This is a genomic window from Gemmata algarum, from assembly GCF_034097035.1.
Classification (GTDB): domain Bacteria; phylum Planctomycetota; class Planctomycetia; order Gemmatales; family Gemmataceae; genus Gemmata; species Gemmata algarum.
Map to the genome: position 1 here is coordinate 130,023 of NZ_JAXBLV010000002.1, position 25,143 is coordinate 155,165.

A 25,143-nucleotide genomic window follows, 5' to 3' on the forward strand; every position below is an offset into this window, starting at 1 on the left:
GTCCGTGGGTGTGTGGCGAAAACTGTAATCGGTGTTGCCGCGAGATAGCGTCGCGGCGAGCGGGACGCCAGAGGAAAACCGCGGAATCGTTCAAGTCGGCGCGGGCATCTTGCCCGCGTTCGTTAACCACAGGATTTGCGGTGCGACGTGGCGTGCGCGTCAGTTCATCGCTTTCTTGCCGGCTACCGCCAGAGCCGCGATGCGACACGACGGGCAAAACGAAGGCGGGGCAAGATGCCCGCGCTCCACAGAGAGCATTCGGTGGGCGAGCGCCTGAGTGGTCACCGCTTCGCCTTCTCGCGTGACTCCTTCAGGAACGCGGCAAACTTCCCGGCGTCGTTGATCTTCCCTTCGTCGTACACCCCGAACACCTTCACCTTGCCGTCCGGTTGCGGGGCGAGCACGGCGTACAGCGGGAGCTGGTTGGTCTTGAACACCGCGAGCTGGAAGTCGCCGTTCGCGGTCCCCTCGGCGGTGCGGGCGCGACCGCCCGGGTCCGCCGCGTAGAACGGCTCCGGGACCTCGTCGGTGTACAGCTTCACTTTCTCGAACTTGCGGAACTCGTCGCGCACCGCCGGCAGCGGGAACACGTTCCCCTCGTTGATGCGGCAGTTCGTACACGTTACGCCGGTGAAGTCCACGAACACCGGCTGCCCGCTCTTCTTCGAGGCGTCGAGGGCTTCCTGAAGGTCCGTGCCCCACGCCTCTTCCGCGCCCGATTCCGTCGGCTTGTCTTCGGGCAGCAGGAACGCCTCCACCCATGCGTACACCGACCCCGACGGCCGCTGCGGCTTGCCGTCGAACTTGAGGAGCGCCGGGGCGAGGTACGCCGACAGCCCGAGGAACAGCAGCGCGAAGATGAGCCGCGGGACGCTGATGTTCGGCTGCTCTTCGTCGTGCGGCAGGCGGTAGGCATTCAAGAGGTACAGCCCGCACGCGAAGCTGATCGCCACCCACCCGCCGAGCACGAGGTCGAACGTGAAGTACTCCGTGCTCGGCAGCAGCCGCAGTTCGGCGGTGCGCAGGAACTTCAGCGCCGCGGCCAGTTCGAGGAACCCCATCACCACCTTCACGCTGTCCAGCCACCCACCCGACCGCGGCAGGGCTTTCAGCAGTCCAGGCACCAGCGCCAGCACGAAGAACGGCGCGGCGAACGCGGTCGCGAACGCCAGCCCGCCCGCGATCTCTTTGACGGTGAAGCTGCTGTCGGACCCCGCGATCCCCGCGAACCCGCCCAGGAACGGGGCCACGCAGGTGAAGCTGATGACGGTGAACGCCAGCGCCCCGAAGATGGTGCCGACCACGCCGCCCTTCGACTGCTTCGCCTGGAGCCGCTTCTGGAGCGCGTTCGGCAGCCCGATGTCGTACATCCCGAACAGGCTCAGCGCCAGCACGAAGAACAGCGCGCCGAGGAGGACGTTCGTGACCGGGTGGGTGCTCAGCCACGCCATGAACTTGAGCAGCGTGAACGCCGACAGACCGAGTACTGTGATGATGGTGAGGCAGTACACGGACGCCAGCTTGAGCCGCTCGCCCAGCGACCCGTGCGCCTGCTTCAGGAAGATGCTCACCGTGATGGGGATCATCGGGAACACGCACGGGGTGACCAGCGAGATCAGCCCCCACGCGGCGGCCGTCGCGACGAACGCCCACAGGGTCGGCGGCGGCGGCGGTTCGGCGCCCGTCACCCTGGTCTCGAACGCCTTCATCTCCGCGGCGTAGGCGTCGGTGGGTTTGGCGGTCTTGCGTACCGCGACCTTGTCCTGTGCCGCGGTGGTGGTCGGCTTGGTACCGCCCGCGCTGGACGGGGTGGGCTCCTTCGGCGCCGGTGGCGGCGGGGCTTTCGTCGCTTCGGCGTAGTCCGCGGCGTTGATGGTGGTGGATTCGCCGTCTTCAACGGTGAACTCGGCGGGCGGCAGTTTCCGACTGTCGGCCGCGATGCACGTCCGCGCGTCGCACACCTGGAGCCGGATGCCCTCAAGCAGAACCGCCTTCGGCCCGACCGCCGCTTTCGGCGAGACGACCGCTTTCAGCTCCCACGTGACCGGCGACTCGGTGTACTGGTCCAGTCCCAAGCCCGTGTCGCGCGGCTTCTCCTTCCACGCCACCGCCGGGTCGGCGAGCTTGCCGATGAAGATGAGGTCGCCGGGCGGGGGGAACGCGAGCGTGTTGCGCGACAACTGCTCCTCCCCGTCCTTCGGGAAGGCGGGGTACGTCCACGCATGCGCCTCCGGCCGGGGGGCGACCGTCAGTTTGATCAGCACCGTTTCGCCCCGCTTGGCCTTCGCGGGCACGACCTCGACGCTCACGCTCGCGCGGGCGGCGAACTCCTTCGGCAAATTCCCCTTGGCGCCGATGCCGGGTTGCGCGCCCGCCGGTGCGGCGAGCACGAACAGCGCGAAGGCGGCGAGGGGCAGGGCGGAGCGCACCATAACGAAGCACCGCAGAGAGGAACCAAGAACAAAGCCCACGGGCGACCGTGGGCTTTTCTATCGATCAGGGGCGACATGTCGGTCTGCCCCGTTGAGGGGGCATACACGCCGCCCGCGAACATTCTTACAGACGCGGCCCGCGGCGCCGCTATTCAGAGGCGCCCGCGGGTCACTTGCCCTCGAGCGCCTTCGCCACCTCGGCGGCGTAGGTCTGCTCCACGGCGACGGCCGGGCCGTCGAGCACCTTGAAGGTCGCTTCCACCGGCACCTTTTTCGGCGGGAAGCAGTTGTTGCTGTCGCACACGCTCAGGCTGAACGTGTCCAGTTTCACCGTAACCGCTCCCGGCGCGGCCTTCGGCGAAACGACCACCTTCCGGGTGTAGGTCACGGTGCCGGGGCAGTAGAGGAGTTCCCGGATGCCCAGGTCGGGCTCTTCCTTCGAGAGGGCGCCCTTCGGGTCCTCGGTTTTGCCGACGAACACGAGCTTGTCGGGTTTGGGGAATTTGAGGACGTTCACCATTCCGTCGGCCTTCGGGTCGGGCTGGGTGAGCGGGTACGTGTGGTAGCCGTCGTTGAGCTCGACGGTGAGCGTGAACGTGACCGTCTGCCCCGGCTTGGCCTCGGCCGGCGTGAACTTCGCTTCCACCTTTTTCACGGCCTTCTCGTACCACTTCTGGGCGCTCGCGGTGCCCGGGGCGGCCCCGAGCAGGGCAACGGCCGCGAGCGCGAACGGAACCGCGTAAGTGCGAATCATCAGAGGTCCTCAACGTTCAGAGTGCGGTTCGTGTGTTCCGTGGGCGCGTCGGCCGGGTCACTTCTTCGGTGCGGCGGGCGGTTCGACGCCCTTCAGGTGTAGCGTGGTGACCGTCTTGGTCGCGACGTCCACGACGCGGACGCGGTGGGCGTTCGTGTCGGCGACGTAGAGCTTGCCGCCGGCGTAGCTGATGCCCGCGGGCTCGTTGAACAGGTCCGGGCCGAACCACCCGAGCGGCCGCCCGCCCAGGAACGTCTTCACCTCGCCCGACTTCAGGTCGTAGGTCTTGATCTTGCTGTTGTACGTGTCGGCGATGAACAGCTTGCCGTCGGCGTGAGCCACCCCGAGGGCGTGCTGCAACCGGGCCTCCGTTTTGGCGGCGAGGGGGCCGTCGGCCGCCTGCCCCGCGCCGTCCACGTCGCCGAACACGAACAGCCCGCGGCCGACGAGCGTTTCCACTTTACCTTCGGGGTCCAGCGGCACCTTGCGGATCGCGCTGATCTCGCTGTCCGCGACGTACAGGAACTTCCCGTCGCTGGTCAGCCCGCTGGGCTGCGCGAACATCGCCCGCCGCAGGGGGCCGTCGCCGATCGTTTCGCGTCCGTTCCCGGCGTACGGGATCAGGTTCTTCTCCTTGAGGTCGAGCGCCCAGATCTGGTGGTGCCCGGCCATCGCGATGTACAGCTTGTCGCCGCCCAGCCACAGATCCCACGGGCTGTTCAGCCCGATCTCCTTCGCGGGGACGGGCTGCGTCAGCCGCCGGCTCTCGGCCTCGTGGTCCTGGGTGCCGTTCCCGGCGATCGTCGCAACGGTCTTCGCCTTCAGGTCGATCTCGCGGACGAGGTGGTTCTTGCGGTCGGCCACGAACAGCGTGTCGCCGCGCACCGCCATCCCCTGCGGGTCGTCGAACTGCGCCTTATCGAACGCCCCGTCGGTCTTGCCCGGCGCGCCGGTGCCGATGACGTGCAGCTTGTTCCCCGTGAGGTCGGTGACCACGATCCGGTGGTGGGTGCTGTCCGCGATGAACAGCCGCCGGCCCGGTTCGTCCGCGACGACCTTGCCCGGGAAGAACAGCGGCGTGTCCCCGGTCTCGCGGAACTTGGCCAGGTCGAAGCGGATCGGCTTCTCGTCGAGCGTCTTCTTTTTCTTGTGTTCGTCAACGAGCTTCCCGACGACCACGTCGAGCAGCTCGTAGTTCCCCTCGCCCGAGGTGTACCCGACCAGATTCCCCTCGGGGTCGATCACCACGAACGTGGGCCACGCGTCCACCTGGAACTTGTTCCAGAGCTTGTGGTCGGCGTCGTTCACCACGGGGTGCTCGATCTGGTAGCGCAGGATCGCCTTGCGGATGCTGGCGGTCTCCTTCTCGTTCTCGAACTTCGGCGAGTGGACCCCGATCACGACGAGCTCGTTGGGGTACTTCTTTTCGAGCTTCGCCAGGTCCGGCATGATGTGGATGCAGTTGATGCAGCACAGCGTCCAGAAGTCGAGGATGACGATTTTGCCTTTGAGGTCCTTTTTGAGCGTGAGCGGGCCGGCGCTGTTGAGCCAGGCGACCCCGCCGTCCAGCTCCGGTGCGGGCTCCTTTTTCTCGTCCTTCTTCCCACCTTTCCCGTCCTGCCGGACGCTCGCGAGCGCGCCGAGGTTCGGCAGGCCGTTTTGGCCTTTGTCGCCCGGTGCGATCGGCGCACTTGCGCTCGCGCGCCCGGTGGCGGCGTCCGCCGCGAGGTCGCTGGTTCCGCACCCGAGGGTGAGGGGAAGGGCCAGGGTAAAGGCGAGGGGCCACGGTAAGCGGCTCCCGCGTCGAGACGGAGCGGACGGCATGGCAGGGTCGGCCGCGGGCGCGGTGTCGCTCATCGTTCTCGCTCCTGGGTCGCGGATCGTGGAACCTATCGTACCCTCCCCCGTTTGGGCCGCCAAGTGCGAAGCCCCGCCGCGCGCTGCGCCGGGCTTCCACTTGACCCCCCGCGCGCCCCGCGGGTATGGCGCCGGGTTAGATGTCCACTCTCAAGTGTCACGGGAGCACCGAACATGAGGCGCGCCGCAACCGCAATCGCGATCCTGGTCTTCGCGGGCCTGAGCCCGTCCCTCGCCCGGGCGCAAGTGGCGCTCGGCGAAACCCCTGCGGCGGGCGAGTGCTTCCGGTATAGCGTGGAGTTCGACCTCGCGGGGAAGCTGATCGTCACACAGGAGGGGGCGAAGGAGGAGGTGCGGCTGGCGGCCAAGGCCCGGCACACGTTCGCCGAGCGCACGCTCAGCGCCGCGGACGGGCTCCCCGTGCGGTCCGTGCGCTACTACGAAGGGGCCGGGGCGTCGGCGGTGGTCGCGTCCGAGCGGTCCGACCGAGCGCTGCCGGCCGACCGGCGGCTCATCGTCGCGGCGCGCGGCTCGGACGGGACCTTCTGCTTCAGCCCCGCCGGGCCGCTCACCCGCGACGAGCTCGACCTCGTGACCGAGCACTTTAACCCGCAGTGCGTCACGGGGTTGCTGCCGAACAAGGCCGTGAACGTGGGCGACACCTGGGCCGTCGCCCCGGCCGCGGCGCAGACCGCCTGTCAGTTCGACGGGCTGCTGAAGAACGCCCTGGTGGGCAAACTGACCGCCGCCGCCAACGGCGCGGCGACGTTCACCATTGAAGGGACGGCGGAAGGCATCGAGCACGGCGCGAAGGTGACGCTGACGGTCAGCGCCGCCGGCACGTTCGACACAACCGCGAAGCGCGTCACCGGTTTGACCTGGAAGCAGAAGGACGACCGCAACCAGGGGCCGGTGGCGCCGGCGTCGCAGGTGGACGTGACGGTGGTGCTGAAGCGCGAGGCGCTGGCGGCGCCGCCGCAGGAGCTGGCCGATGTCGCGCTGGCGGCCGTTCCGAAGACGGACGTGCCCCCGGCCCTGGCGCTGCTCCGCCACACGGACCCGAAAAACCGTTACGAGCTGCTCTATCACCGCGACTGGCACGTGACCGGCCAGACCGACCAGCACCTGATTCTGCGCCTGCTCGACAAGGGCGAGTTCGTCGCCCAATCGACGCTGGTCGCGTGGAAGAAAGAGGCCGCGGGCAAGCACACCCCCGCGGAGGAGTTCAAGAAGGCCGCGAACGCCTCGCCGGGCTGGACCCCGACGCGCCTGCTGGAAGACACCGAGACCTCCGCGCCGGACGGCCGCTGGCTGTACCGGATCGTCACGGAGGGTAAGATGGAGGATCTGCCGGTGGTACAGAGCTTCAACCTGCTCGCCGGTCCCCAGGGGGACCAGGTCGCGGTGACGTTCGCGATGAAACCCGACAAGGTGAAGGCCGTCGGCAACCGCGACCGCGAACTGCTCAACGCGATCGCGTTCCCCACAAAGAAGTGAGTCGCGGACGCGCCCGGCCGCACGCGGACGGAGGGCCGCGGGCCGGGCGTTACGCTGGAACCGAAAATGCGGCGGGTTATTATCGGCGCGTCGTGTTTTCCTGTCCACTGCCCGCTGCCCACTGCCCACAACCCGCACGGTTTGTTAAGGTAGACAAAGAGTGCGCAGGCGTTGAACCGGGGGCGTAACGGGGGAACCATGCGGATCGGGGTTGTCAGCGACACCCACGACCGCCAGGAGGCGGTCGCGGAAGCCGTTCGCCTCCTGATGGAGCAGGAGGTTGAGCTCATTTTGCATTGCGGCGACATCGAGTCGCCCGATACGGTTCGCGCGTTCCGCCCGGTCCCCACGCACTTCGTGTTCGGCAACTGGGACAAGGACAAAAACCGGCTCGCGGCGGCCATCAAGGACGTGGGCGGGACGCACTACGACTCGTTCGGCGCGCTGACCCTCGGGGACAAGCGCATCGCGTGGGTCCACAGCCACGAGCGGCACCAGTTGCGGCAGTTAGAGAACGCGGACTTCTTCGACTACGTGTTCTACGGCCACACGCACGTCCGCGAGCAGCACCGCACCGGCCGCACGCTCGTCGCGAACCCCGGCGCGCTGTTCCGCGCCAACCCGAAAACGTGCATCGTGCTGGACGTGGCGACCGGCGAGATCAAGCCGATCATTGTACTCGGTAAGACGGCGGGGAGCGTCGCCAGCGCGCCCGCCGTGCCCGCCCCGAGCGACGAAAGTGCCGGCTCGATCGTGGTGCCGCCGGGCGTCGTGCCGGATGCCCCTCTCCCGCCGCCCACTCCGGGCTAGCGTCCCGTTGTGAGACCGGCCCGCGCTCGGCGGTATAATCCTACCGCCTGCACCCCGCGGAGCCGCATCATGGTTCGCTTCACCCTCGCGTCGCTGGTGCTCACCGGGGTCACCTTGACCGCCGCCGCGCAGCCCGGGCGCTTGCCGCTCGCGCCGGGCGTGCATCAAGGTAGCTCGATCGGCCCCGGAACTCAGTTCCTACCGCAGTCCCACTCGCGCCTCCCACTTGCGCCGGGCGTGTACCAGGGGAGTTCGATCGGTCCCGGAACCCAATTCCTGCCACAGCCGACCTCGCGCTTCAACTCCGGTGCGTCGTGGATCAACCCGTACGCCGGGCGCCCGACGGGCGGGTACCAGTTTTTCCCCAGGCCGTACTACTTCGGGTACAGTTACGGGCTCGACTACGAGTACATCGAACAGCCGGGTTACGATGAACCGGTCTACCCGGTCGTCGGGCCGGTGGTACGGCCGGCGCGGCCGGAGCCGACGGTCGTGCTGGCCAACGAGTTCCCGGCCACGCTCGTCGTTCAGTTCCCGGCCGCGGCCGACGTGTGGCTCAACGGGCGTGAGGTGAGTGGCGCGGCCGCGGACGAGCGCGTGTTGACCTCGCCGGTGCTGAAGCCGGGCGAGTCCTACGCCTTCGCGGTCAAAGCGCGCTGGGCGGCCGGCGGCAAGACCTACGAGGCGAACCGCACCGTGACGCTCGGGGCCGGCGACCGGAGCCGGCTGATCGTCGTATCGGGGGCCGAGGTGAAGTAGGTTCTTTCGCGCTTCGTTGCGCGTACACTGGGGATATGCCAATACTCTTGGTGTTCGCTCTCATTGCCGCGTGCCTGCCCATCGAGTGGCCGCCCCCGCCGGTCGGGCCGGAGCGCGAGGCGGCGCTCGCGCTGTCCGGCGGGGCCGTCGCGACGGCCTTCGGCTTGGCCCTCGCGCTGCGGGGGTGGGTGATCCGGACCGTCCGCCGCGATCCGCTCCGGCGGTACGAGGTGGCTCGCGCGTACAACCGGTGGCGCCGCGGGCTGTTCTTCGTCAACCTCGCCGTGTCCGCGGCGTGCGTGCTCGCGTTCGGTTGGGGCTGGCTGGTCCAGTCCGAACTGCTGATCTTCTGGGACGGCGAAGCGCGCCTCGTGCCGTTCGGGGAACTGGCGGTCCCGCTCCCGTACTTCGTTCTCCTGGTCGGCGGCTGGCTGATCTACTACGACGCCGAACGCGCGCTCCACCGCGTGCTGCACCTCGGCGAGCGGCCGTTCTGGTCGCGCTCCGCCTACCTGCTGTACAACCTGCGCCAGTTCGCCCTGATGGTGATGCTGCCGGTGCTGCTGTGGGTGACGCAGCAGGCGCTCGCCCGCTACCTCCCCGAGATCACGCGCACGCTCGTGTACAAGCTCGGGTCGCTGGCCGTGGTGCCGGGGCTCATCCTGCTGATGCCGCTGCTGATGAAGCCGCTCCTGGGGCTGCGCCCGATGCCGCCGGGGCCGGTGCGCGACCGGTTCGTCGCGCTCGCGCGCCGGCTGGAGTTCCGGTGCGCCGACTTCCTGCTGTGGCCCACGCACGGCGCGATCGCGAACGCCTTCATCACCGGGCTGCTCCCCCGGGTGCGGTACGTCGTGTTCACCGACCGCATTCTGGACGACCTCCCGCCGGACGAACTGGACGCGGTGTTGGGGCACGAGGTGGGGCACGCGCGGCACGGGCACATCTGGCTGTACGCCGGGTTCCTGGCGCTGAGCCTGTCGGTCCTGGCGGCCCTCGTGCTCTTCGTGGAACAGGTCATCGAGACCGGCACGTCGGGCGAGGTGGAGCGGCTGCGGGAGGTCCTGAAGGGCTTTAAGACCTGGGCGGCGCTGCCCCCGGTCGTGCTGGTGACGGCGTACCTGTTCGTGGTGTTCGGGGCGCTGTCGCGGTGGTGCGAGCGGCAGGCGGACCTGTTCGGGTGCCGGGCGATGTCGTGCGCGGACCCGACCTGCACGGGGCACGACGAGAAGACCGTGTACGCGACCGGCGGGCGGTGCCTGTGCCCGACCGGCATCCGGACCTTCGCCCGCGCGCTCGACCGCGTGCGCGACCTGAACGGGCTCGACGCCGACGAGGGCGGCCGGCACCGGCTGGGGCGGGCGGCGCGGGCGGTGTGGGGGTGGCTGCGGGCGTGGCAGCACGGCCCGATGTCGCGCCGGATCGCCTACCTGAGCGACCTAGCCACGCGCCCGCACGACGAGCGGCGGTTCCAGCGGCGGCTGTTCGCGCTCAAATGGGTGCTGATGCTGTCGCTGCTGGCGGCTCTGGTGGTGCTGGGACAAGCCGTCGGCTGGCGCGCGCTGCTCGAAGTGCTGTAGTTGCGATCGGGTGATGCTCTAACCGGATTTCGGCCGTCTCAAGTTGGTCCGCTACTTGTGATTGTGCCCTGGACCGCGGGCGGGTTGTTCCCTGGGACCGCGGACGTCCCGTCCGCTGGTCGGCACGTCGTTTCGTGGTGCGGATGTTCCGCCACGCGACCCGAGCTTCCAAGCAGCGGACGGGACGTCCGCGGTCCCAGGGAACAACCCGCCGTCACGCCCCGGGCCGTTCGGTCGCAGGATGAGCGGGCGTTTCTTGCGCTGTGTTTGTACTGTGGAGCGGGAATGAAGTCTTCGGTCGATGAGATCCGGCGGCGGTTCGACGCCGACGTGGAGCGGTTCAGCAACCTCGAAACCGGGCAGTCGGCCACGGTCGATGCGCCGCTCGCGATGGCGCTGGTCGCGGAGACGGCTGCGGCCGTCACTCCGCACGCCCGGCACGTCCTCGATATCGGTTGCGGGGCCGGGAACTACACGCTCAAGCTGCTCGAACGGCTCCCCGGCCTCGACGCGACACTTCTCGACCTGAGCCGGCCGATGCTGGACCGGGCCGCCGAGCGGGTCGGGGCCGCCACCACGGGGCGCGTGACCACACTCCAGACGGACGTGCGGGAGACCGACTTCCCGGACGGCACGTTCGATGTCGTGCTGGCCGCCGCGGTGCTGCACCACCTTCGTACCGACGCCGAGTGGGAGCGGGTGTTCGCGTCGATTTTCCGGTGGCTGCGGCCGGGCGGCTCGGTGTGGGTCTTCGACTTGGTGGCGAGCCCGCTGCCGGCCGTGCAATCCGTGATGTGGCGGCACTACGGTGAGTATTTGGCCGGCTTTAAAGGGGAAGCGTACCGCGACGCCGTGTTCGCGTACATCGAGCAGGAAGACACGCCGGCGCCGCTCGGCTATCAACTGGACCTGCTGGCGCGGACCGGGTTCCGTACTCCGGAGGTGCTCCACAAGCACCTGTGCTTCGCCGCGTTCGGGGCCGTGAAACCGTGACCCCCTGGCGCTCGGCCCGTGTGCTGGCGGGCTGATAATATTCAGAATCCAGTCGTTTCCAGTTCGCACCTCGGAACGGTGCGTTGGTTCGGAGTGTGGCCCGCTCACTCCGTGAGCGGTCGCTCGGCATCTCGGATGCGCGTTGCGCACAACGACGGAGCGGATGATACGGTACGTTGGTTCGGAGTGTGGTCCGCTCACTCCGTGAGCGGTCGCTCCGGGGATCGGATGCGCGTTGCGCATAACGACGGAGCGGATGATACCGGGAGCGGATCGGATCCGCGGAGCGACCGCTCACGGAGTGAGCGGACCACACTCAAAGCCAGAACCGCGGAACGGCCGGCTGCTCGTGCCGTTTCCGTTCGCCGTCTCTTGTGTTTACACGTGTGTGGGTTCTGTTCTTTTGGCGAGCCGCATTCCCCAGCAATAAAGAACGAGTGTCAGGGGGGCGAGCCAAACGAAGGTGAACTCCTGGTACTTGGCGGCATTCATCGCCAAACACACGGTGGTAACCCCCGTGACAACCATGAGCATCGGAGCGACCGCTTTCGGGCGGCGCGCGGTCGCCGTCGCGAACACGCGCGCGAGAGGCACCAGGAACAAGATCTGGTCGTAGACCCAGCCGTAAGGGCTGGTCATGAAGGACACGAGGAGCAAAATCGGAAGACGATCGGCCCAGACCCAGTGATGCCGGTTCACGAAATAGTACCGGATGCCCCAGACTTGCGCCCCGACGGCCGGGACGAAGGCCAACCAAAAACGCTCCGGCCCGAACGCGAGTCGTAGGAGTGTGCCGAGCGTCGGGGGGATCATTTCGGACGGCGGGCGGGCCGTGAGTGCTTCGCGGTACTGCTCAAATACGAGCGGGTTCGGCACCACCGCCACCGCCGTAAGCAAGATCGACCCGCCGACTATTCCGGCGACCATCTGCCACGCGCGGTTGCTGACGGCCCAAACCGCGACAAGGCTTCCGACCAAGTGCCAATTCTGCGGCTTAACCAGAACGAGCGCGAGCAGCGCGCCCGCAAGTGCCGGGCGCCCGGCGGATAGCCCGGCGAGCCAGCCAACGACCCCCAACAGAACCAACGAGCTGTGTTGGCCGAGGCCCAGCGTTTGGAGCGTCGGGTACCAAAGGAGCCCGAGCATCCACGCGACCGACAGGCGTTCATTTGGGCCGTTGTAGATGCGCCAAAGGGCCGTGAGGGTTCCGAAAACGGTGCCGAGTTGGATGATGAGCCAAACCCACCGAGCGGCAGGGAAGGGCAACCCGGCCATCGGGGTGAAGACTGCAAACGTCCAGGGCGGGCTCCAGGCGGGCAGGGGCGTGGGCCGATCCGGTTCGATTGCGCGTTGAAGCGGGGCCAGGTTGGTAGGGTCGTAAGCGTTTTCGCCGCGAAGGTTTACGACCGTTCCGGTCCAATACGCCCCGAAATCTTCGACCCGCGCGATGCGACCGACGGAGAGCGCCTCCGGCCGAACAGAAGCCACGAGCAGAACGACTCCCACCGCCACGATCGTTCCGGCGGCAATAGCGGCATACGGCTGTTTCATTCCGGTTATTATTAGTCTTTTACGGTTGGTATATCGATTGCTAGCGTGTTGTCGGTGCCAATTTATCGGATGCGAAGGGCGTTGGTCAGCGACATTTTCGGCCCGCTGTGCCGTAGCGTGATGCCGCTTCTGTTGGCGCGTGACTTGGTGCCACGGCCGGCGGGGCCTTTGAAACCGGTCGCGGCACTTACGGCTCGTTCACCGATTTGACGCAAGCTGACCGGGCACGCCGCCCTTTCGCACGTGGCTGCTTGTGAAATCGGCATTTTCGGCCAACAAGCGGATTCAAGTTGTTTCGAGTGTGCCGCAGGTAACTGGTTTGCTCTGTGGAGCGCGGCCGTCCCGGCCGCCTTGCGACGCGCACCCATACGGTACGCGCGCGCGTGTCGCGATACCACCGAGTGACCCAGGCGGGCAAGATGCCCGCGCTCCGCAGAGCATACCAAGACACGCGCTCGAACGACTCCACTGGATTCCGCATCCGTCGGAAGGAGGCGGTGCCATCTGGCTATTAGGAGGCTGCCGTTTCGCGCTCGCGCAGTGCCGTAGTCAGAACCGCGCGAGCGAAAAATAACCGATGGGGCACCGACTGGACATCTGCTGGCCAAGGACTGGCAATTCGCCGGTAGTTCGCTGGGTAGTTGCTACCACCGAATCACAGGTCCGGACACCGCAGTGCCAACGGCCCCTGACCGCGGCGGTGGCGAGTGCCCAAGTTGCAAACTGTTGCGGAGGTGCTGTTTGTGTCCGCTTCAATCTGGTCGCGTGGATTGGCCCGCCGAGCAGAAACGCGGTTCCTGACCCCGCCGGATGCGGTTGCAGCGCGGCGGAAACTTCTGGAAGTGCGAAATGGCGTGTTGAGGGTGGGGAAAGAACCGATGTACCGATTCGCCGATCGACTGCGGCACCGCGAGCGGAATGGGGATTCGCCCGGCCCGGCGTCAGGTCAGGAGGTCGCGCACGACCTCGCCGTGAACGTCGGTCAGGCGGTAGTCGCGCCCGGCGTGTCGGTACGTCAGCTTCGTGTGGTCGAGGCCCATCAGGTGCAAGATGGTCGCGTGGAAGTCGTGGACGTGGACCGGCTTCTCCACGGGCTTCATGCCGTACTCGTCGGTCGCGCCGTGCGCGTGCCCGCGCTTCACGCCCGCGCCGGCGAGCCACGAGCTGAACGCCCAGTTGTGGTGCTCGCGGCCCGGGTTGTCCGCGGTGTTGTTGAACGGGGTGCGCCCGAACTCCGTCGTCCACACCACCAGCACGTCGTCGAACAGGCCGGCGCGCTTCAGGTCTTGGAGCAGCCCGGCGATCGGCCGGTCCACCTGCTGCGCGAGCCGCCCGTGGTCGGCCATGTCGCCATGCGAGTCCCAGTTGCCCGACGAGCCGGTGTGGATCAGTTCCACGAACCGCACGCCACGCTCCACCAGCCGGCGGGCGACCAGGCACTGCCACCCGAACCCGCTCGTCTGCCCGCGGCTCAGGCCGTACAGCGCGAGGGTCTTGTCGTCTTCCTTCGAGAGGTCGAGCGCGTCGGGCATCTCGGACTGCATCCCGAACGCCGTCTCGAACGACCGGATCCGGGCCGCCAGCGCGGGATCGTCCGCGCGCGTCGTCCGGTGCGCTTCGTTGAACTCTTTCAGCGCATCCAGTTCGAGCTGCTGCCGCGGCGCGTCCGGCACGCGCGGCTTCAGGTTCGCGATGGGCTCGGTGCCGGGCACCACGCGCGTCCCCTGGTGCGCGCCGGGGAGGAAGTCGGCGGCCCACACCTGTGTGCCCGCGTAGGGCATCTGCGGGGCCAGCACCAGGAACGACGGCAGGTTCTTGTTCGGGGTGCCGAGGCCGTAACTGGTCCACGCCCCGATGCTCGGCCGGGCGAACGCGAACGACCCGGTGTGCATCCCGAGTGTCGCGTTGTAGTGGTTCGAGTGGCTCGTGTGCATCGAGCGCACGATCGCCACGTCGTCGATCTGCTGGCCGAGGTGCGGGAACAGGTCGCTCACTTCGGTGCCGCTTTTGCCGCGCGGGGCGAACTTCCAGTTCGGCTTCTTGAGGAACAGCTTCTCGTACCCGGGCCGGTTCCGCGTCTCGGGGTGGTCGAACGTGACCTGTTTGCCGTGGTCCGCGACCAGCTTGGGCTTCGGGTCGAACGAATCGACGTGCGACACCCCGCCGCTCATGAACAGGAAGATCACGCTCTTCGCCTTCGGCGCGAAGTGCGGCTTCTTGGGGGCCAGCGGGTCGGCCGAGTCCGCCGCCAACAGCTCCGCGAGGAGGCCGGGCATGATGAGCGAACCGGCCACCGCGGAGCGAACGAACCCTCTGCGCGACGGGTGCATGTGCGGTCACTCCACGAAAAGGAATTCGTTGCTGGCGAGCACGACACGCGAGAGGGCGGCCCACGCGGCGCGGTCGGCGTCGGGGCGGTTCCCGAGTGCGGCCTGATAGCGATTGAGGAACGTGGCCGCGAACGCCCGATCGCGCTCGGCCGGTGGGCGCTGGAGGGTGAGCCGGAACAGCTCGCTCGCGCGGTCGGCTTCGGGCTTTGTGAGGACGCGGGCGGAGAGTTTTTCGGCCTGCGCGTGGAAGAACGGGTCGTTGAGGAAGTACAGCGCCTGCGTCGGCACCGTGGTGGTCTGGCGCTGTGGGGTGGTGGCGTTCGGGTCCGCGCCGTCGAACAGCCCGAGGAACGGGTGCCGCCGGTTCCGCACCTGGACGAGGTACACGCTCCGCTTGTCGGTCTCGAAGAACGTGCCGAACGGAACGTGCTGCGTGTAGCTCCACGCCGACTCCGGCGGGAACGGGTGCGCCGCTCCCGGTTTGCGGTCGAGTTGGCCGCTGACCGCCAGCAGGGTGTCGCGCATCTCTTCGGCGCTCAATCGCCGGCGCTCGAATCGCCAGTACAGTTCGTTCGTGGGATCGACTTTCGCCGCTGCGTCGCGGTGCGTGGCGTCCTGTTGGTAGGTTTGCGAGAGCATGATGGCGCGGTGCAGCGCTTTCGCTTTCCAGCCGCCGCGCACGAACTCCGACGCGAGCCAGTCGAGCAGTTCGGGGTGCGTCGGGGCCGCGCCGCGGGTGCCGAAGTCGTTGGGCGTCGCCACCAGCCCTTTGCCAAAGTGGTGCAGCCAGATGCGGTTCGCCATCACCCGGGCCGTGAGCGGGTTGTCCTTCGACGCGACCCAGTTCGCCAGATCGAGCCGCCCGCTCGCGGTCGCGTCGGTGATCGGGGTGCCGCCGAGCGCTTCGAGCCAGCGCCGCGGGACCGCGTCGCCGAGCTTTTCGGGATCGCCGCGGAGGTGCAACCGTGCGTCGGCCGCTTGACCCTCGGTTACTGCGAACGCGACTTCCTGGGTCGGCGCCGCCTTCAACAGCTCGGCGCGTTCGCGCGTCAGCGCCGCGAGCTTGACCGCCGCTTCGGCTTGGGCCGCGAAGAAGGGCCGCACGTCCGCCGCGAACCGCTCCAGCACCCAGCCGACGCCGTCCGGTCCGCCGGGGTGGGCGTCCTTGACGCGGCCCCGGATCGTGACCTTCCCGGCAATGGGGCTGAGCCACCCGATTGCAACGTTCCCGTCCGGCGCGGGGTGAACGAACAGCGATTGCGGCGGGAGCTTCGTCCACACGGCGGCTTCGTTCTTCGCGCTGTTCACGAGTACCGAGGGCGTGTCGCCGTTGCGCCGTGCGTGCAGTCCGGGCTTGCCGTTGAGGTCGCGCACGGACTCCGGGAGCAGCGTCGGTTGGTTCCGGGCGTCGAGCAGCCACCATACGCCGTTAGTGCCGTACCCGTCGGCGTGGGGGTTACTGGCGAGCGCGTCACGCAGGAGATCGTCCCGGGCGCTCCAGCGTCGCTTCTGGCCGCCGACTTCGGTGATGTCGAACTCGATCAGGGTGGTGTCGGCCCCGTGGTTCTTGAGGGGGGTGATCGAGAGCAGGAGCATCTCGCCGGCGCCGATCTCGATCTCGCCGGCGTCGAACGCTTTGTCCCCGCCCTCGGAGATTTCGCCCTGCGACAGCACCCGGCGGCTCTTCGCGAACGCCGCTTGCGCGGCTTGGGCGTGCGTGCGGCCATCGCCGGACGCGGCTCGAATCGCGGCGTCGAGCTTCGCGAGCCGCTCCCGGTGCGGCTTCACAACGCGGTCCCACTCGGCCGGCGGGAGCAGGGGCACGAGGTCGCGGGGCTGCTGCTTGGCCTCGCACCCGGGGAACGCGAACTTAGTGCTCTCGAAGATGCCGTACAGGGCGTAGTAGTCGCGGGCGGTGACGGCGTCGTACTTGTGGTCGTGACACCGGGCACATCCGAGCGTGAGGCCGAGGAACGCTTTCCCGAGGGTGTCGATGCCGTCCTCGTGGGTGAGGTGCATGAACTTGTCGCTGTCGTGATCGAACCGGCGCGCGAGCGCCAGGTAGCCGGTGGCGACCACCCGCGCGGCGTACTTCTCGGGCGGCCCCTTCGCGGCGAGGAGGTCGCCGGCGAGTTGCTCGCGCAGGAACTCGTCGTAAGGCATGTCGCGGTTGAACGCGTCGATCACCCAGTTGCGGTACCTCCAGGCGTGCGGGAGCGGGTGATCGCTGTTCTCGCCGGCGGTGTCAGCGTACCGCACGAGGTCGAGCCAGTGGCGGCCCCACCGCTCGCCGTAGTGCGGCGACGCGAGGAGCCGGTCCACCACCTTCGCGAACGCGTCGGGGGCGTCGTCTTTCAGGAACGCGTCGACCGCTTCGGGCGTCGGCGGCAGCCCGGTGAGGTCGTAGGTCGCGCGGCGGAGGAGCGTCCGCTTGTCCGCGGCCGGAGCGAGCTTCAGCCCTTTCGCTTCGAGCTTCGCGAGCACGAAGCGGTCGATCTCGTTTCGGGTCTCGGGATGCGGGGCTTGGAGGTTCGGTACGGCGGGCCGGCGCACGGGCTGGAACGCCCACCACTTTCGGGCTTCTTCGAGCGTCACCCCGCCGAGCTTCACCGGCCCGCCGGTGCGCGGGTCGGCGGCGCCGTCGCGGACCCACTTCGTGAGCGCGGCGATGTCGCGGTCCGGGAGCTTCCCGGCGGGCGGCATCTGGGACAGCCCGTCCTTGCCGTGGAGCGCCTTGATGAACAGGCTCTCGTCCGGCTTCCTGGGGCGGATCGCCGGCCCGCTGTCCCCGCCGGTTTCCCAGCCGGTGCGGGTGTCGAGGCGCAGCCCGCCCTTCTGCTTCTCGGGGCCGTGGCACCCGACGCAGTGCTTCACGAGCAGCGGGCGCACCTCCTTCTCGAAGGCGTCGTCGGCGGCTGCGGGCGAAGTACAGAGTGCGAAAAGCACGAGCGCGAGAGACGTTCGCATGGCGGGTTCCGGGCGGTCAGCTTATCGCACGATCGTACCCCAGGTGACCACAGACCGAAAGCCGTTGATCCGCGATTCTGCGCAACCAATTCTCGACATCGTGGCTGCCGGCCGGAAGTCCCTGCGGTCGAAGCTGGCGCGAGCACCTCGGGTGTCAGTTCGCTTCGATCACGCGCTTCAATTCCAGCCCGTGCCGCGCCGCATCCAGGCGGTCCTGAATCGCCCCGTTTTGCGTCCGGCTCCGGAGCCATTCGAGTTGTGGGACGGCGTCCTCGTACCGCTCCTGTTGTTCGAGCCAGCGGCTGTACCCGTCCCGAATGCCGAACTCATCGGGCGCGGCCGCGACCGCCCGTTGCCACGCCCGAAGCGCGTCCTCGGTGTGGTCGAGCTCTGCGTGAGCCCGCGCGACCGCACCGAGCTGAGCGCCGGTCGCGCCGGAACGATCACCACAAGCCGCGACCGCTTCGAGGAACGGCTGGCGCTCGGCGCGGGCCGTGCGGTCCGGGTATAACAGGTCGGTCGCGGCCAACAGAATCACGGGCTCGTCCGGGAGCACGTGTTCGCGCATCTCGCCGCCCGAGAGCACCTCTTGGGCCGCCAGGAGGATCGCGCCGAGGTGCCGCGGCGACAGGGCGAGCGATTTCTGCCAATCCGCCCAGGCCGAAGTCCGATCGCCCCGCCGCAGCGCGGCCTTCCCGCTCGTGAACCACAAATCCGCGTCGGCGGGGAGCAACCGTTTTGCCCGGTCGAAGTGAACGGAAGCGGGTTCGGACCGCTCGAAGTGTTCCGCCAGGAGCGCCAATCGCGTGTGCGGCTTCGGGGCAATCGGGGTGACCGCGCGGGCGGCTCGAAGGAAGCGGAGGGCCGGAACGATGTGACGCGAGACGACCTCCGCCGGGAACCGGTCGGGCGGCTCGGTTCCGGGTGGCGCGCCCGCGAGTGTGGCTTCAACGGCCGCGTCGATTTGCCCCTGTGCGGCGTCGAACAACACGGCCGGGTCGTCCGGGCGAAGGGCCACGCGCGCGTCCAGATACCGCGCCCGGCGCGCGAGCCGGTCGGGCGAATCGGTGTCGCGGTAGGTCACGTCCGCCGCGAGCTTCAGCCGGTGAACCCGCTCGCGGGCGCGCGCGTCGAGCGCGACAAAGAGGGCCAACCCCGCGACGGCCAAACCGGCACCGACGGTCCACCACCCGCGCTCGCGAGCGGCTGGAGGCGGCCGCTCGAAATCACAGTCGGAGGCCGCCATCGCGAACCCCGCAACGGTGGCCGCGAGAAGCGCCACCGCGGGCATGTGAACCGCGAACTCCGCGACGGCGTGAAGTGCGACCGCGGCCAGCCCGAACCAGGCGCCGAGGATCAACGGACCGGCCGACCGTTCGCGCTTCCGGGCGAACCCGCGCGCCACGGCCACCGCGACGCCCGCCGCGAGGAGGAGTGTCAACCCGAAGCGGACCACGCCCCCCTCGACGGCCGCTTCCAGGTACTCGTTATGGGCGCTTTCGACGGCCGCCGTCGGCCGACCGGTTCGCACGAGCGGTTCGGCCCACACGAACGTGCCGCCGCCCGTTCCGCTCGTCCAAAACCGCGGAACCAGATCAACCGCGTCGCGCCACAGATCGGTCCGACTGTCCGCCGTTTCCGCGGACCCGAAGGTGGCCAGGCGCTGCTCGATCCTCACCGTCCCGAACCACGCGAAGACGCCGCCCGCGACGAGAACCGCACCCGCGAGTGCCGCCGGGTTGCCCCGGCGCCCGCGCCGGCCGCGCCACGGTCGGCTCAACAGTAACGCACCGGCCCCCGCCGCGACCACCGCAAGGATCCCGCCCCGTGAAAGGCTGAACGCGATGCTCGCGGCCATTAGCCCGACGGCCGCCGCCAGCCCCACGTTGCGCGGCGTCAACAGCCCGGCCGGCACCCCCCCGCGGGTCCGACCTCGCTCGCGGTGCAACATCAACCCCACCGCCAAACCCAGGCACACCGCCGCGTAATCCGGGTAATGGTTCCGGCAGACGAACGGGCCGAACACCGCTCCTTCGCACCGCACCGACCAGAACAATACGTTCGGTGCGGAGGAGAAGAACTGCCCGAGTGCGAGCACCGCGAGCGCAACCCCGTTCGCGGTTAGCGCCCAGGCCAACCGGCGGAAGCCGGCGGGCGTCGCGAGCCAGTTCCGGGCCGCCGCGTAGACCAGCAGAACCGCCAGTACGCGGGCCAAGAAGGTGCGCGTCGCCGCCGGGTCGACGCTCAGCGCGAGTGCCGTCGGCCGTGTCGCGCCGACTTCGCCCGGAAGCAATTCCGATGTGTCGGGAACGAGCGTTCGGTGCCACTCGAGCCGCGCCGGCGATAGCACGCCCACAACGGATTCGGGTAGCGGGACCAGTTGAACCGCCGACCAAAGTGCGATGCCGCTGAGGCTCACGGTCACGACATCGGGGCGGAGCGCGAACCGTCCGGTCGCGACCGCGTGCGCCGCCCAGAGGGCCACGAGGAGCAGCACCCCGGCGGCAAGAGCCGACTCGAACGGCGGGTCGTTGGACGCGAACGGCCACGGGGCCAGCGTCACGAGTGCAAACAGAACCGCCTCGCCGGCGCCGCGCAGGGACCGCGGAACCGGCGAGGCGGCGGACGCCCGGTGCTTCGAGGCCGACGACGAACGCGGCGAAGGTGTGCGCATAGCGGGCGCCTTTCGGGCAGCACGGGCGGGCCGCTATTTCGGCTGCATTCGCGGTTTCAGCAGCGCCCCCCCCGGGGCGCGAGTGGTGAGCCCGGTGTCCTTTGCGGTCCGGGCGGCCCCACCGGCCCGCGGATCGCGGACGGGAACACGCGCAGGCGCCTGTGTTGAGGGACTGGTTGAAACTTCCTCCCAGTCCCGCAGAACGGCCGCGGTCGACAGCTCCTCCGGGGCCGGCGCGACGCGGTCCGCGGGGGCGGGTTGACCGACCAAGGCGCGCGCTTCCGCCGGGAGGTCGTCGCTTCCCATGAGCGCCGCGCCCATCAGGACAACGGCTCCCGGCACGAGCGCGACCGGCAGGAGGAGCGCACCGGCCTGGGCCACGCGCGCCCAAGAGGCACCGGACGAAAATGGCCAGGTCATGTGTCCCTCGCGGTTGGGGGCGTTCACCGGGGCCGTCAGGGGGCGAACAGCCAGTCGTAGCCGTTCCGTTTCAGTGCGTAGTGGATCTCATCGAGGTGCGCAAAGTAGCCCCGACCGCCTTGAGCCGCCGCGCAGATGCCGATCACCCGGCCCTCGGCGTCGAGTAGCGGGCCGCCCGACATCCCGCCGACCGGGACGCCTTCCGACCCCCAGAAAAACGCGGCCCCGCCGCCCGGGCGCCGGACGAACGCCTTCTCGATCAGCTTTTCCGCGCGACACGTGGGCGGGGCACCGCGCGGGCACCCGACCGCCGCCGCCGCCACGGGGAACCGCTTCGGCCGCGCGCCCGGTCCGGCCAACCGCACCACCGGAGCCGGGGGCGCGCCGACGGGCAGTTTCACCAGCGCGAGGTCGGGGTCGGTGAGCCGCACGACGACTTCGCCGTGTGTCAGCGTGCGCGCGACCTTCGGATACGATTCGCGTGTGAAGAACTCGTAGGCGCGGGGTTCGCCCTTCGGCACCGCGTGCGCCGCCGTGAGCAGGTACGCGAAGCCGTCCTTGCACCCGATGCAGACGGCTGTTGCGCGAGTCCCGCCGCCCGGCCCGCCCCCGACCCGCGGACACGCCGCGAGCGCCGCCCACTGCGCGTCAACGGCTGTCGGGGCCGAGGCGTCGACCGGGGCGAACGCGACCATCAGCATCAACCCGATGAAAGGTAGCACGGGAAGCGCCTCCGAAAAATGGGCCGTTCGCGGGACTGAGCTAATAAATTCCGCCCAATTCACACACCGGCGCCAATCTACGCACGCGGCAAATTCCGTAGAGTCGCCAGAACTGGTCAACTCGGAACTCTTACGGTCCGATATCACCCTTAGCATTCCGTTCAAGAACGCGGTGGTGTTCGTTGCGGAGACCGTCATGGGTTGGAGAGTCGCCGTGGTCCTGTGTGCCGGCACCCCGGCTCTCACGTCGGGGTGCAACATCGCAGCCTACGCCACCCACAACCTCGTGAACGAACAGTCGCAGACGCTGACCAAACTCAAGTTGCGCCAGCGCATGAACGCCGCGGCGAGTGCCGCGTGGCGAGAGGAATGCGCGCGGCACCCGCCGGGCACCTACTCCGGAGCCTACGCGGACGGCTTCATCGACGGGTACGCCGATCACCTCGATAATGGCGGGGCACCCTTACCGCCCGGCACGCCGCCGCCGAGCTACCGGCGCCACGCGAACGACTTCACGCCCGCGGGGCAGGTGGCGCAAAGGGACTACCTGGCCGGGTTCCAGCACGGGGCCGAAGCCGCGGCCGCAACCGGGTGCCGACAGAACTTCGTCGTGCCTGTGGTGCTCCCGACCCCGAAACCGGAGCAACCCCTGAACATCATCTGCGTGCCGGCGCCCGCGAACCCGCCCCCGATGCCGAAACCGACCGCACCGGCTGGGCGCCCACCGGCCGCGGAACCGCCCGCCCCGGCTCCGTCCCCGTCGCCGCTCAGCCGCCGGATGCGGCCCGTTCGCTGGCGCTACCAGTCGGGGCCGGTTCTCGAACCGGCCCCGGATCTGGAGGTGGGGCCGCAGCCCGACCCGCCGTCCGTGCCCCCGGTGTCGGGCGCGCCACAACCGCCCGCGCCCCCGGTGGCGGTTCCGCGGCCCGACCCGCCGTCCGTGCCCCCGGTGCCGGGCGCGCCACAACCGCCACCCGCCTCGCCAGCACTACCTCCTGTCAGGGGGAGGTTCTCGCCGTCACCGCGTCCTGCCATGGGGATGCCTCTGTCTTGGCCCGTGATTCCGTCGGGCGGGAACGGGTGGGGGCCATACGATCGGCGGATGCCGGAACTGTTTTAGTTATGGGCACCGGACGGGGCAGCGGCGGACCATCGGGCGCGCCGCGGTGTCGGCAGTGGTATTGGGTGGCGCTCAATTAACGGCCCATTTTCCGTGACCGGACCAACGACCATGACCACGACCCGCGCACTCCTTTTCCTACTTGTGGTCGGCACGTCGGGCGGTTGCGCCTCGCTCACGAACCCTGTCGCGGACGGCGTCCCGGTCAACCGCCTTCCCGCCGAGGTGCTCGGGCGGCCGAAGTCGGAACTGCGCCCGCTGCCGCTCACGCTGCTCCGCCAGGCCGCCCCGGCCGAATACACGCTCGACGCCGGCGACGTGCTGGCGATCACCGCGAACGAGATCTTCGCGCCGGGAGACCAGCTCCCCCCGGTCCGGCCCGCCGACGCCAGCGGCCGGCCCCCGGTCGTGGGCTACCCGGTGACCGTCCGCGACGACGGGACCCTGTCCCTCCCCTTGCTCAAGCCGCTCAACGTTCGCGGGAAGACGATCCGGGACGTGGAGCGCATGCTGCTCGACGCGGTGACCGGCAAGAACGGCGGCCCGGAAATCGTCAAGCCGGGGGCGGCGCGGGTGTCGGTGCAGATGTACCAGCGCCGGCAGTACCAGGTGCTCGTGGTCCGGCAGGACTCGGCCAGCGGCACGTCCGGCCGGCCGCTCGGCGGCCCGGGGCTGGCGAACCCGTTCTCCAACGTCGGCGCGCTCGGCGGCGAGGGGAAGCGCGGGCTGGGGTTCACGGTGAACCTCCCGGCGGGCGAAAACGACGTCCTCCGGGCACTGAACGCGACCGGCGGGCTCCCCGGCTCGGACGCGAAGAACGAGATCGTCATCATCCGCGGCGGGCGCGACTTCTGCGCGGGGACCGACCCCGCGGCCCAGTTGGTCCGCATCCCGCTCCGCGTGTACCCCGATCAGCAGCTCGTCATCCGGGCGGAAGACGTGATCCTGCACGAAGGCGATGTGGTCGTGATCGAGTCGCGCGAAACGGAGGTCTTCTACACGTCCGGGATCATGGGGTCGTTTGTGGTGCCGCTGCCCCGCGATCACGACCTCGACGTGATCCAGGCCATCGCGTTCGTCCGCGGCCCGCTCCTCAACGGGTCGTTCAGCCAGACGGCGTTCAGCGCGTCCTCGGTGAACAACGGGATCGGGAACCCGAGCGCCAGCCTGTGCTCGGTCCTGCGCCAGCTGCCGGACCGGCGCCAGATCACCATCCGGGTCGACTTGAACAAGGCGTTCCGCGACCCCCGCGAGCGCATCCTGATCCAATCGGGCGACGTCCTGGTTCTCCAGGAAGCCCCGGGCGAGTCGCTCACGCGGTACTTCACCCAGACGTTCCGGCTGTCGGGCGTGTTCAACATCCTGCGCCGGTCCGATGCGAGCTCCGTCATCACGACGACCGTGCCATAGCCGGCTGCGGTGCGGGGACCGGGAGGAGGGCGCGCAACTCCGCGTCCCACTCGTCGAGCTGGCGGTCCCTGGAGAAGTGTTCGTGGTAGGCCGCGTGGCACCGGGCGCGGAGCGCGGCGAGTCGTCCGGGTTCGGCGGCGAGCGCCCGGAGGTCGGCCGCAACGGCCCCGAGCGTTTCCGGGGTGAGCACCCAGCCCACCCGGTACTCGGTCACCCACCGGCCGATGGCGGAATCCGGCGGCCCCGCGTAGACCACCCCGCGACCGGCCGCCAGCGCGCCAAAGAACTTCGACGGGACGACGGCGCCGGACCACTCGGACCGCAGGCTCACCAGGTGCAGGTCGCACGCCCCGAGCCGCCGCTCCAGTTCTTCTTCCGGGGCGAACCCCGCGAACGACACGTTCGCGTCGTCCGGCGTCACGGCGGCCTTGAGCTCGTTGACCCGGTTCCCGCGGACCGCGAAGCACAGGCCCACCGGCGCGCCGCGGAGCAGCCGCGCGAGGTCCAGGAACTCGGTGTGCGAGTGCGCGCGGCCGAAGCTTCCGGAGTACAGCAACCCGAGAGCCGCGGTCCCGAACAGTTCCCGACGCGTTGCGGGGTCCGCCTCGACCGGCCGGCTCGGCTCCACGAGCGCCCACGGGGTGAGCGTCGCGGGCCGCGCGTGCGAACCGTACCGCTCGAGCCGCTCGCGCATGCACGGCCCCAGGTCCGCGATCACGCCACAGCGCCGGTAGGCCTTCGCGAGCAACCAGTTCAGCACCCGGACGGGAAGCGAACCGGCTTTCAACATGCCCTCCGCGACGGCCGCGTCGGGGTAGAGGTCGTGGCACCAGTGAACGATCCCGGCGCGCCAGCGGAGCGCCCACCACGGCAGCGCCGCGAGGACGCCCAGCACCGGGTCGGTTCCGACGATCATGACCTCGTTCCGCCGCCGCGGGAGCGTCACCGCGGCCCGCGCCCAGGCGCACAGCATCCAGGCGGCGTTCAGCACCCGGCCGCGCGCGGACGCCTGCCGGAACGGCGGGCGCCACACGCGCCGGATGCTCACGCCGTCGTGCGTCTCGTTCAGCGGGTGAGCGATGGACTCTTCGCGGCACCCGCGGTTGCACGGGATGGCGGTCACGTCCCAGCCGCGCGCGACGAGGCCGTCCGCGAGGTCGGTGAACATTCGCGCGCTGACCACGTCATCGGGGTGGAAGTAGTGGTACAGCAGAACGGCGTGTGGGCGGTCGGACATGGTTGTGGTTGGTTGAAAGGCTTGAGGGGCGCG

Annotated in this window: 17 protein-coding genes; 7 read left to right on the forward strand and 10 right to left on the reverse strand. The window is 69.2% G+C overall.

All coding sequences use genetic code 11. The annotated features are described in order from the left end of the window. Positions 1-281 precede the first annotated feature (281 nt). The 3 genes from R5W23_RS01725 to R5W23_RS01735 all read right to left on the reverse strand — a co-directional run bounded on the left by R5W23_RS01725 (position 282) and on the right by R5W23_RS01735 (position 5,043). Complete coding sequence (locus tag R5W23_RS01725) at positions 282-2,432, reverse strand: protein-disulfide reductase DsbD family protein (RefSeq protein WP_320684841.1); 2,151 nt, start codon at positions 2,430-2,432, stop codon at positions 282-284. A gap of 169 nt (positions 2,433-2,601) precedes the next feature. Next, positions 2,602-3,186: a hypothetical protein gene (locus R5W23_RS01730; RefSeq protein ID WP_320684842.1), complete on the reverse strand. Its 585-nt coding sequence runs from the start codon at positions 3,184-3,186 to the stop codon at positions 2,602-2,604. A gap of 57 nt (positions 3,187-3,243) precedes the next feature. Beyond that, the gene (locus R5W23_RS01735) at positions 3,244-5,043 is read right to left on the reverse strand and encodes a thioredoxin-like domain-containing protein (protein ID WP_320684843.1); all 1,800 of its coding nucleotides are present in this window, start codon (positions 5,041-5,043) and stop codon (positions 3,244-3,246) included. 174 nt (positions 5,044-5,217) lie between these two features. Here R5W23_RS01735 and R5W23_RS01740 point away from each other — a divergent pair, with 174 nt between their 5' ends. From R5W23_RS01740 to R5W23_RS01760, 5 genes are all read left to right on the forward strand, one after another. Continuing rightward, positions 5,218-6,540, forward strand: a complete 1,323-nt coding sequence (locus R5W23_RS01740) for a hypothetical protein (RefSeq protein WP_320684844.1) — start codon at positions 5,218-5,220, stop codon at positions 6,538-6,540. 198 nt (positions 6,541-6,738) lie between these two features. Next, positions 6,739-7,350 carry a metallophosphoesterase family protein gene (locus tag R5W23_RS01745; RefSeq protein ID WP_261189313.1) on the forward strand — a complete coding sequence of 204 codons (612 nt, stop codon included), beginning with the start codon at positions 6,739-6,741 and terminating at the stop codon, positions 7,348-7,350. Between the two features lie 69 nt (positions 7,351-7,419). Next, positions 7,420-8,109: a TIGR03000 domain-containing protein gene (locus R5W23_RS01750; RefSeq protein ID WP_320684845.1), complete on the forward strand. Its 690-nt coding sequence runs from the start codon at positions 7,420-7,422 to the stop codon at positions 8,107-8,109. A gap of 35 nt (positions 8,110-8,144) precedes the next feature. After that, entirely contained in the window at positions 8,145-9,686 is a 1,542-nt protein-coding gene (locus R5W23_RS01755; protein ID WP_320684846.1) for a M48 family metallopeptidase, read from the forward strand. Between the two features lie 285 nt (positions 9,687-9,971). After that, the gene (locus R5W23_RS01760) at positions 9,972-10,679 is read left to right on the forward strand and encodes a class I SAM-dependent methyltransferase (protein WP_261189310.1); all 708 of its coding nucleotides are present in this window, start codon (positions 9,972-9,974) and stop codon (positions 10,677-10,679) included. 378 nt (positions 10,680-11,057) lie between these two features. On the opposite strand, the gene R5W23_RS01765 is transcribed toward R5W23_RS01760, so the two are convergent. The 6 genes from R5W23_RS01765 to R5W23_RS01790 all read right to left on the reverse strand — a co-directional run bounded on the left by R5W23_RS01765 (position 11,058) and on the right by R5W23_RS01790 (position 21,343). Further along, complete coding sequence (locus R5W23_RS01765; RefSeq protein WP_320684847.1) at positions 11,058-12,230, reverse strand: glycosyltransferase family 87 protein; 1,173 nt, start codon at positions 12,228-12,230, stop codon at positions 11,058-11,060. Between the two features lie 941 nt (positions 12,231-13,171). Beyond that, entirely contained in the window at positions 13,172-14,560 is a 1,389-nt protein-coding gene (locus R5W23_RS01770) for a DUF1501 domain-containing protein (RefSeq protein ID WP_320684848.1), read from the reverse strand. Between the two features lie 6 nt (positions 14,561-14,566). Next, positions 14,567-17,527 (reverse strand): PSD1 and planctomycete cytochrome C domain-containing protein, encoded by a 2,961-nt coding sequence (locus R5W23_RS01775; RefSeq protein WP_320684849.1) that lies wholly within the window; start codon positions 17,525-17,527, stop codon positions 14,567-14,569. Positions 17,528-17,681: 154 nt separating this feature from the next. Beyond that, positions 17,682-20,201, reverse strand: a complete 2,520-nt coding sequence (locus R5W23_RS01780) for an O-antigen ligase family protein (RefSeq protein ID WP_320684850.1) — start codon at positions 20,199-20,201, stop codon at positions 17,682-17,684. Between the two features lie 33 nt (positions 20,202-20,234). Continuing rightward, positions 20,235-20,621: a hypothetical protein gene (locus R5W23_RS01785; RefSeq protein ID WP_320684851.1), complete on the reverse strand. Its 387-nt coding sequence runs from the start codon at positions 20,619-20,621 to the stop codon at positions 20,235-20,237. Positions 20,622-20,656: 35 nt separating this feature from the next. Continuing rightward, complete coding sequence (locus R5W23_RS01790; protein ID WP_320684852.1) at positions 20,657-21,343, reverse strand: S1 family peptidase; 687 nt, start codon at positions 21,341-21,343, stop codon at positions 20,657-20,659. A gap of 196 nt (positions 21,344-21,539) precedes the next feature. On the opposite strand from R5W23_RS01790, the gene R5W23_RS01795 reads away from it, so the two are divergent. Both R5W23_RS01795 and R5W23_RS01800 read left to right on the forward strand, forming a co-directional pair. After that, on the forward strand, positions 21,540-22,463 hold the full coding sequence (locus R5W23_RS01795) for a hypothetical protein (protein WP_320684853.1): 924 nt from the start codon (positions 21,540-21,542) through the stop codon (positions 22,461-22,463). A gap of 111 nt (positions 22,464-22,574) precedes the next feature. Continuing rightward, positions 22,575-23,873 carry a polysaccharide biosynthesis/export family protein gene (locus tag R5W23_RS01800; protein WP_261185123.1) on the forward strand — a complete coding sequence of 433 codons (1,299 nt, stop codon included), beginning with the start codon at positions 22,575-22,577 and terminating at the stop codon, positions 23,871-23,873. Here the strand turns inward: R5W23_RS01800 and R5W23_RS01805 are convergent. Further along, positions 23,854-25,110 carry a glycosyltransferase family 4 protein gene (locus tag R5W23_RS01805; RefSeq protein WP_261185121.1) on the reverse strand — a complete coding sequence of 419 codons (1,257 nt, stop codon included), beginning with the start codon at positions 25,108-25,110 and terminating at the stop codon, positions 23,854-23,856. The two genes, R5W23_RS01800 and R5W23_RS01805, sit on opposite strands and share 20 nt — an antisense overlap. Positions 25,111-25,143 lie beyond the last annotated feature (33 nt).

Excerpts from the sequence above, each read along its gene's own strand:
- R5W23_RS01800 (WP_261185123.1), top strand. The coding sequence starts at position 22,575 with ATGACCACGACCCGCGCACTCCTTTTCCTACTTGTGGTCGGCACGTCG.
- R5W23_RS01770 (WP_320684848.1), bottom strand. The coding sequence starts at position 14,560 with ATGCACCCGTCGCGCAGAGGGTTCGTTCGCTCCGCGGTGGCCGGTTCG.
- R5W23_RS01730 (WP_320684842.1), bottom strand. The coding sequence starts at position 3,186 with ATGATTCGCACTTACGCGGTTCCGTTCGCGCTCGCGGCCGTTGCCCTG.
- R5W23_RS01760 (WP_261189310.1), top strand. The coding sequence starts at position 9,972 with ATGAAGTCTTCGGTCGATGAGATCCGGCGGCGGTTCGACGCCGACGTG.
- R5W23_RS01795 (WP_320684853.1), top strand. The coding sequence starts at position 21,540 with ATGGGTTGGAGAGTCGCCGTGGTCCTGTGTGCCGGCACCCCGGCTCTC.
- R5W23_RS01765 (WP_320684847.1), bottom strand. The coding sequence starts at position 12,230 with ATGAAACAGCCGTATGCCGCTATTGCCGCCGGAACGATCGTGGCGGTG.
- R5W23_RS01755 (WP_320684846.1), top strand. The coding sequence starts at position 8,145 with ATGCCAATACTCTTGGTGTTCGCTCTCATTGCCGCGTGCCTGCCCATC.
- R5W23_RS01745 (WP_261189313.1), top strand. The coding sequence starts at position 6,739 with ATGCGGATCGGGGTTGTCAGCGACACCCACGACCGCCAGGAGGCGGTC.
- R5W23_RS01780 (WP_320684850.1), bottom strand. The coding sequence starts at position 20,201 with ATGCGCACACCTTCGCCGCGTTCGTCGTCGGCCTCGAAGCACCGGGCG.
- R5W23_RS01750 (WP_320684845.1), top strand. The coding sequence starts at position 7,420 with ATGGTTCGCTTCACCCTCGCGTCGCTGGTGCTCACCGGGGTCACCTTG.
- R5W23_RS01725 (WP_320684841.1), bottom strand. The coding sequence starts at position 2,432 with ATGGTGCGCTCCGCCCTGCCCCTCGCCGCCTTCGCGCTGTTCGTGCTC.
- R5W23_RS01805 (WP_261185121.1), bottom strand. The coding sequence starts at position 25,110 with ATGTCCGACCGCCCACACGCCGTTCTGCTGTACCACTACTTCCACCCC.
- R5W23_RS01735 (WP_320684843.1), bottom strand. The coding sequence starts at position 5,043 with ATGAGCGACACCGCGCCCGCGGCCGACCCTGCCATGCCGTCCGCTCCG.
- R5W23_RS01775 (WP_320684849.1), bottom strand. The coding sequence starts at position 17,527 with ATGCGAACGTCTCTCGCGCTCGTGCTTTTCGCACTCTGTACTTCGCCC.
- R5W23_RS01740 (WP_320684844.1), top strand. The coding sequence starts at position 5,218 with ATGAGGCGCGCCGCAACCGCAATCGCGATCCTGGTCTTCGCGGGCCTG.
- R5W23_RS01785 (WP_320684851.1), bottom strand. The coding sequence starts at position 20,621 with ATGACCTGGCCATTTTCGTCCGGTGCCTCTTGGGCGCGCGTGGCCCAG.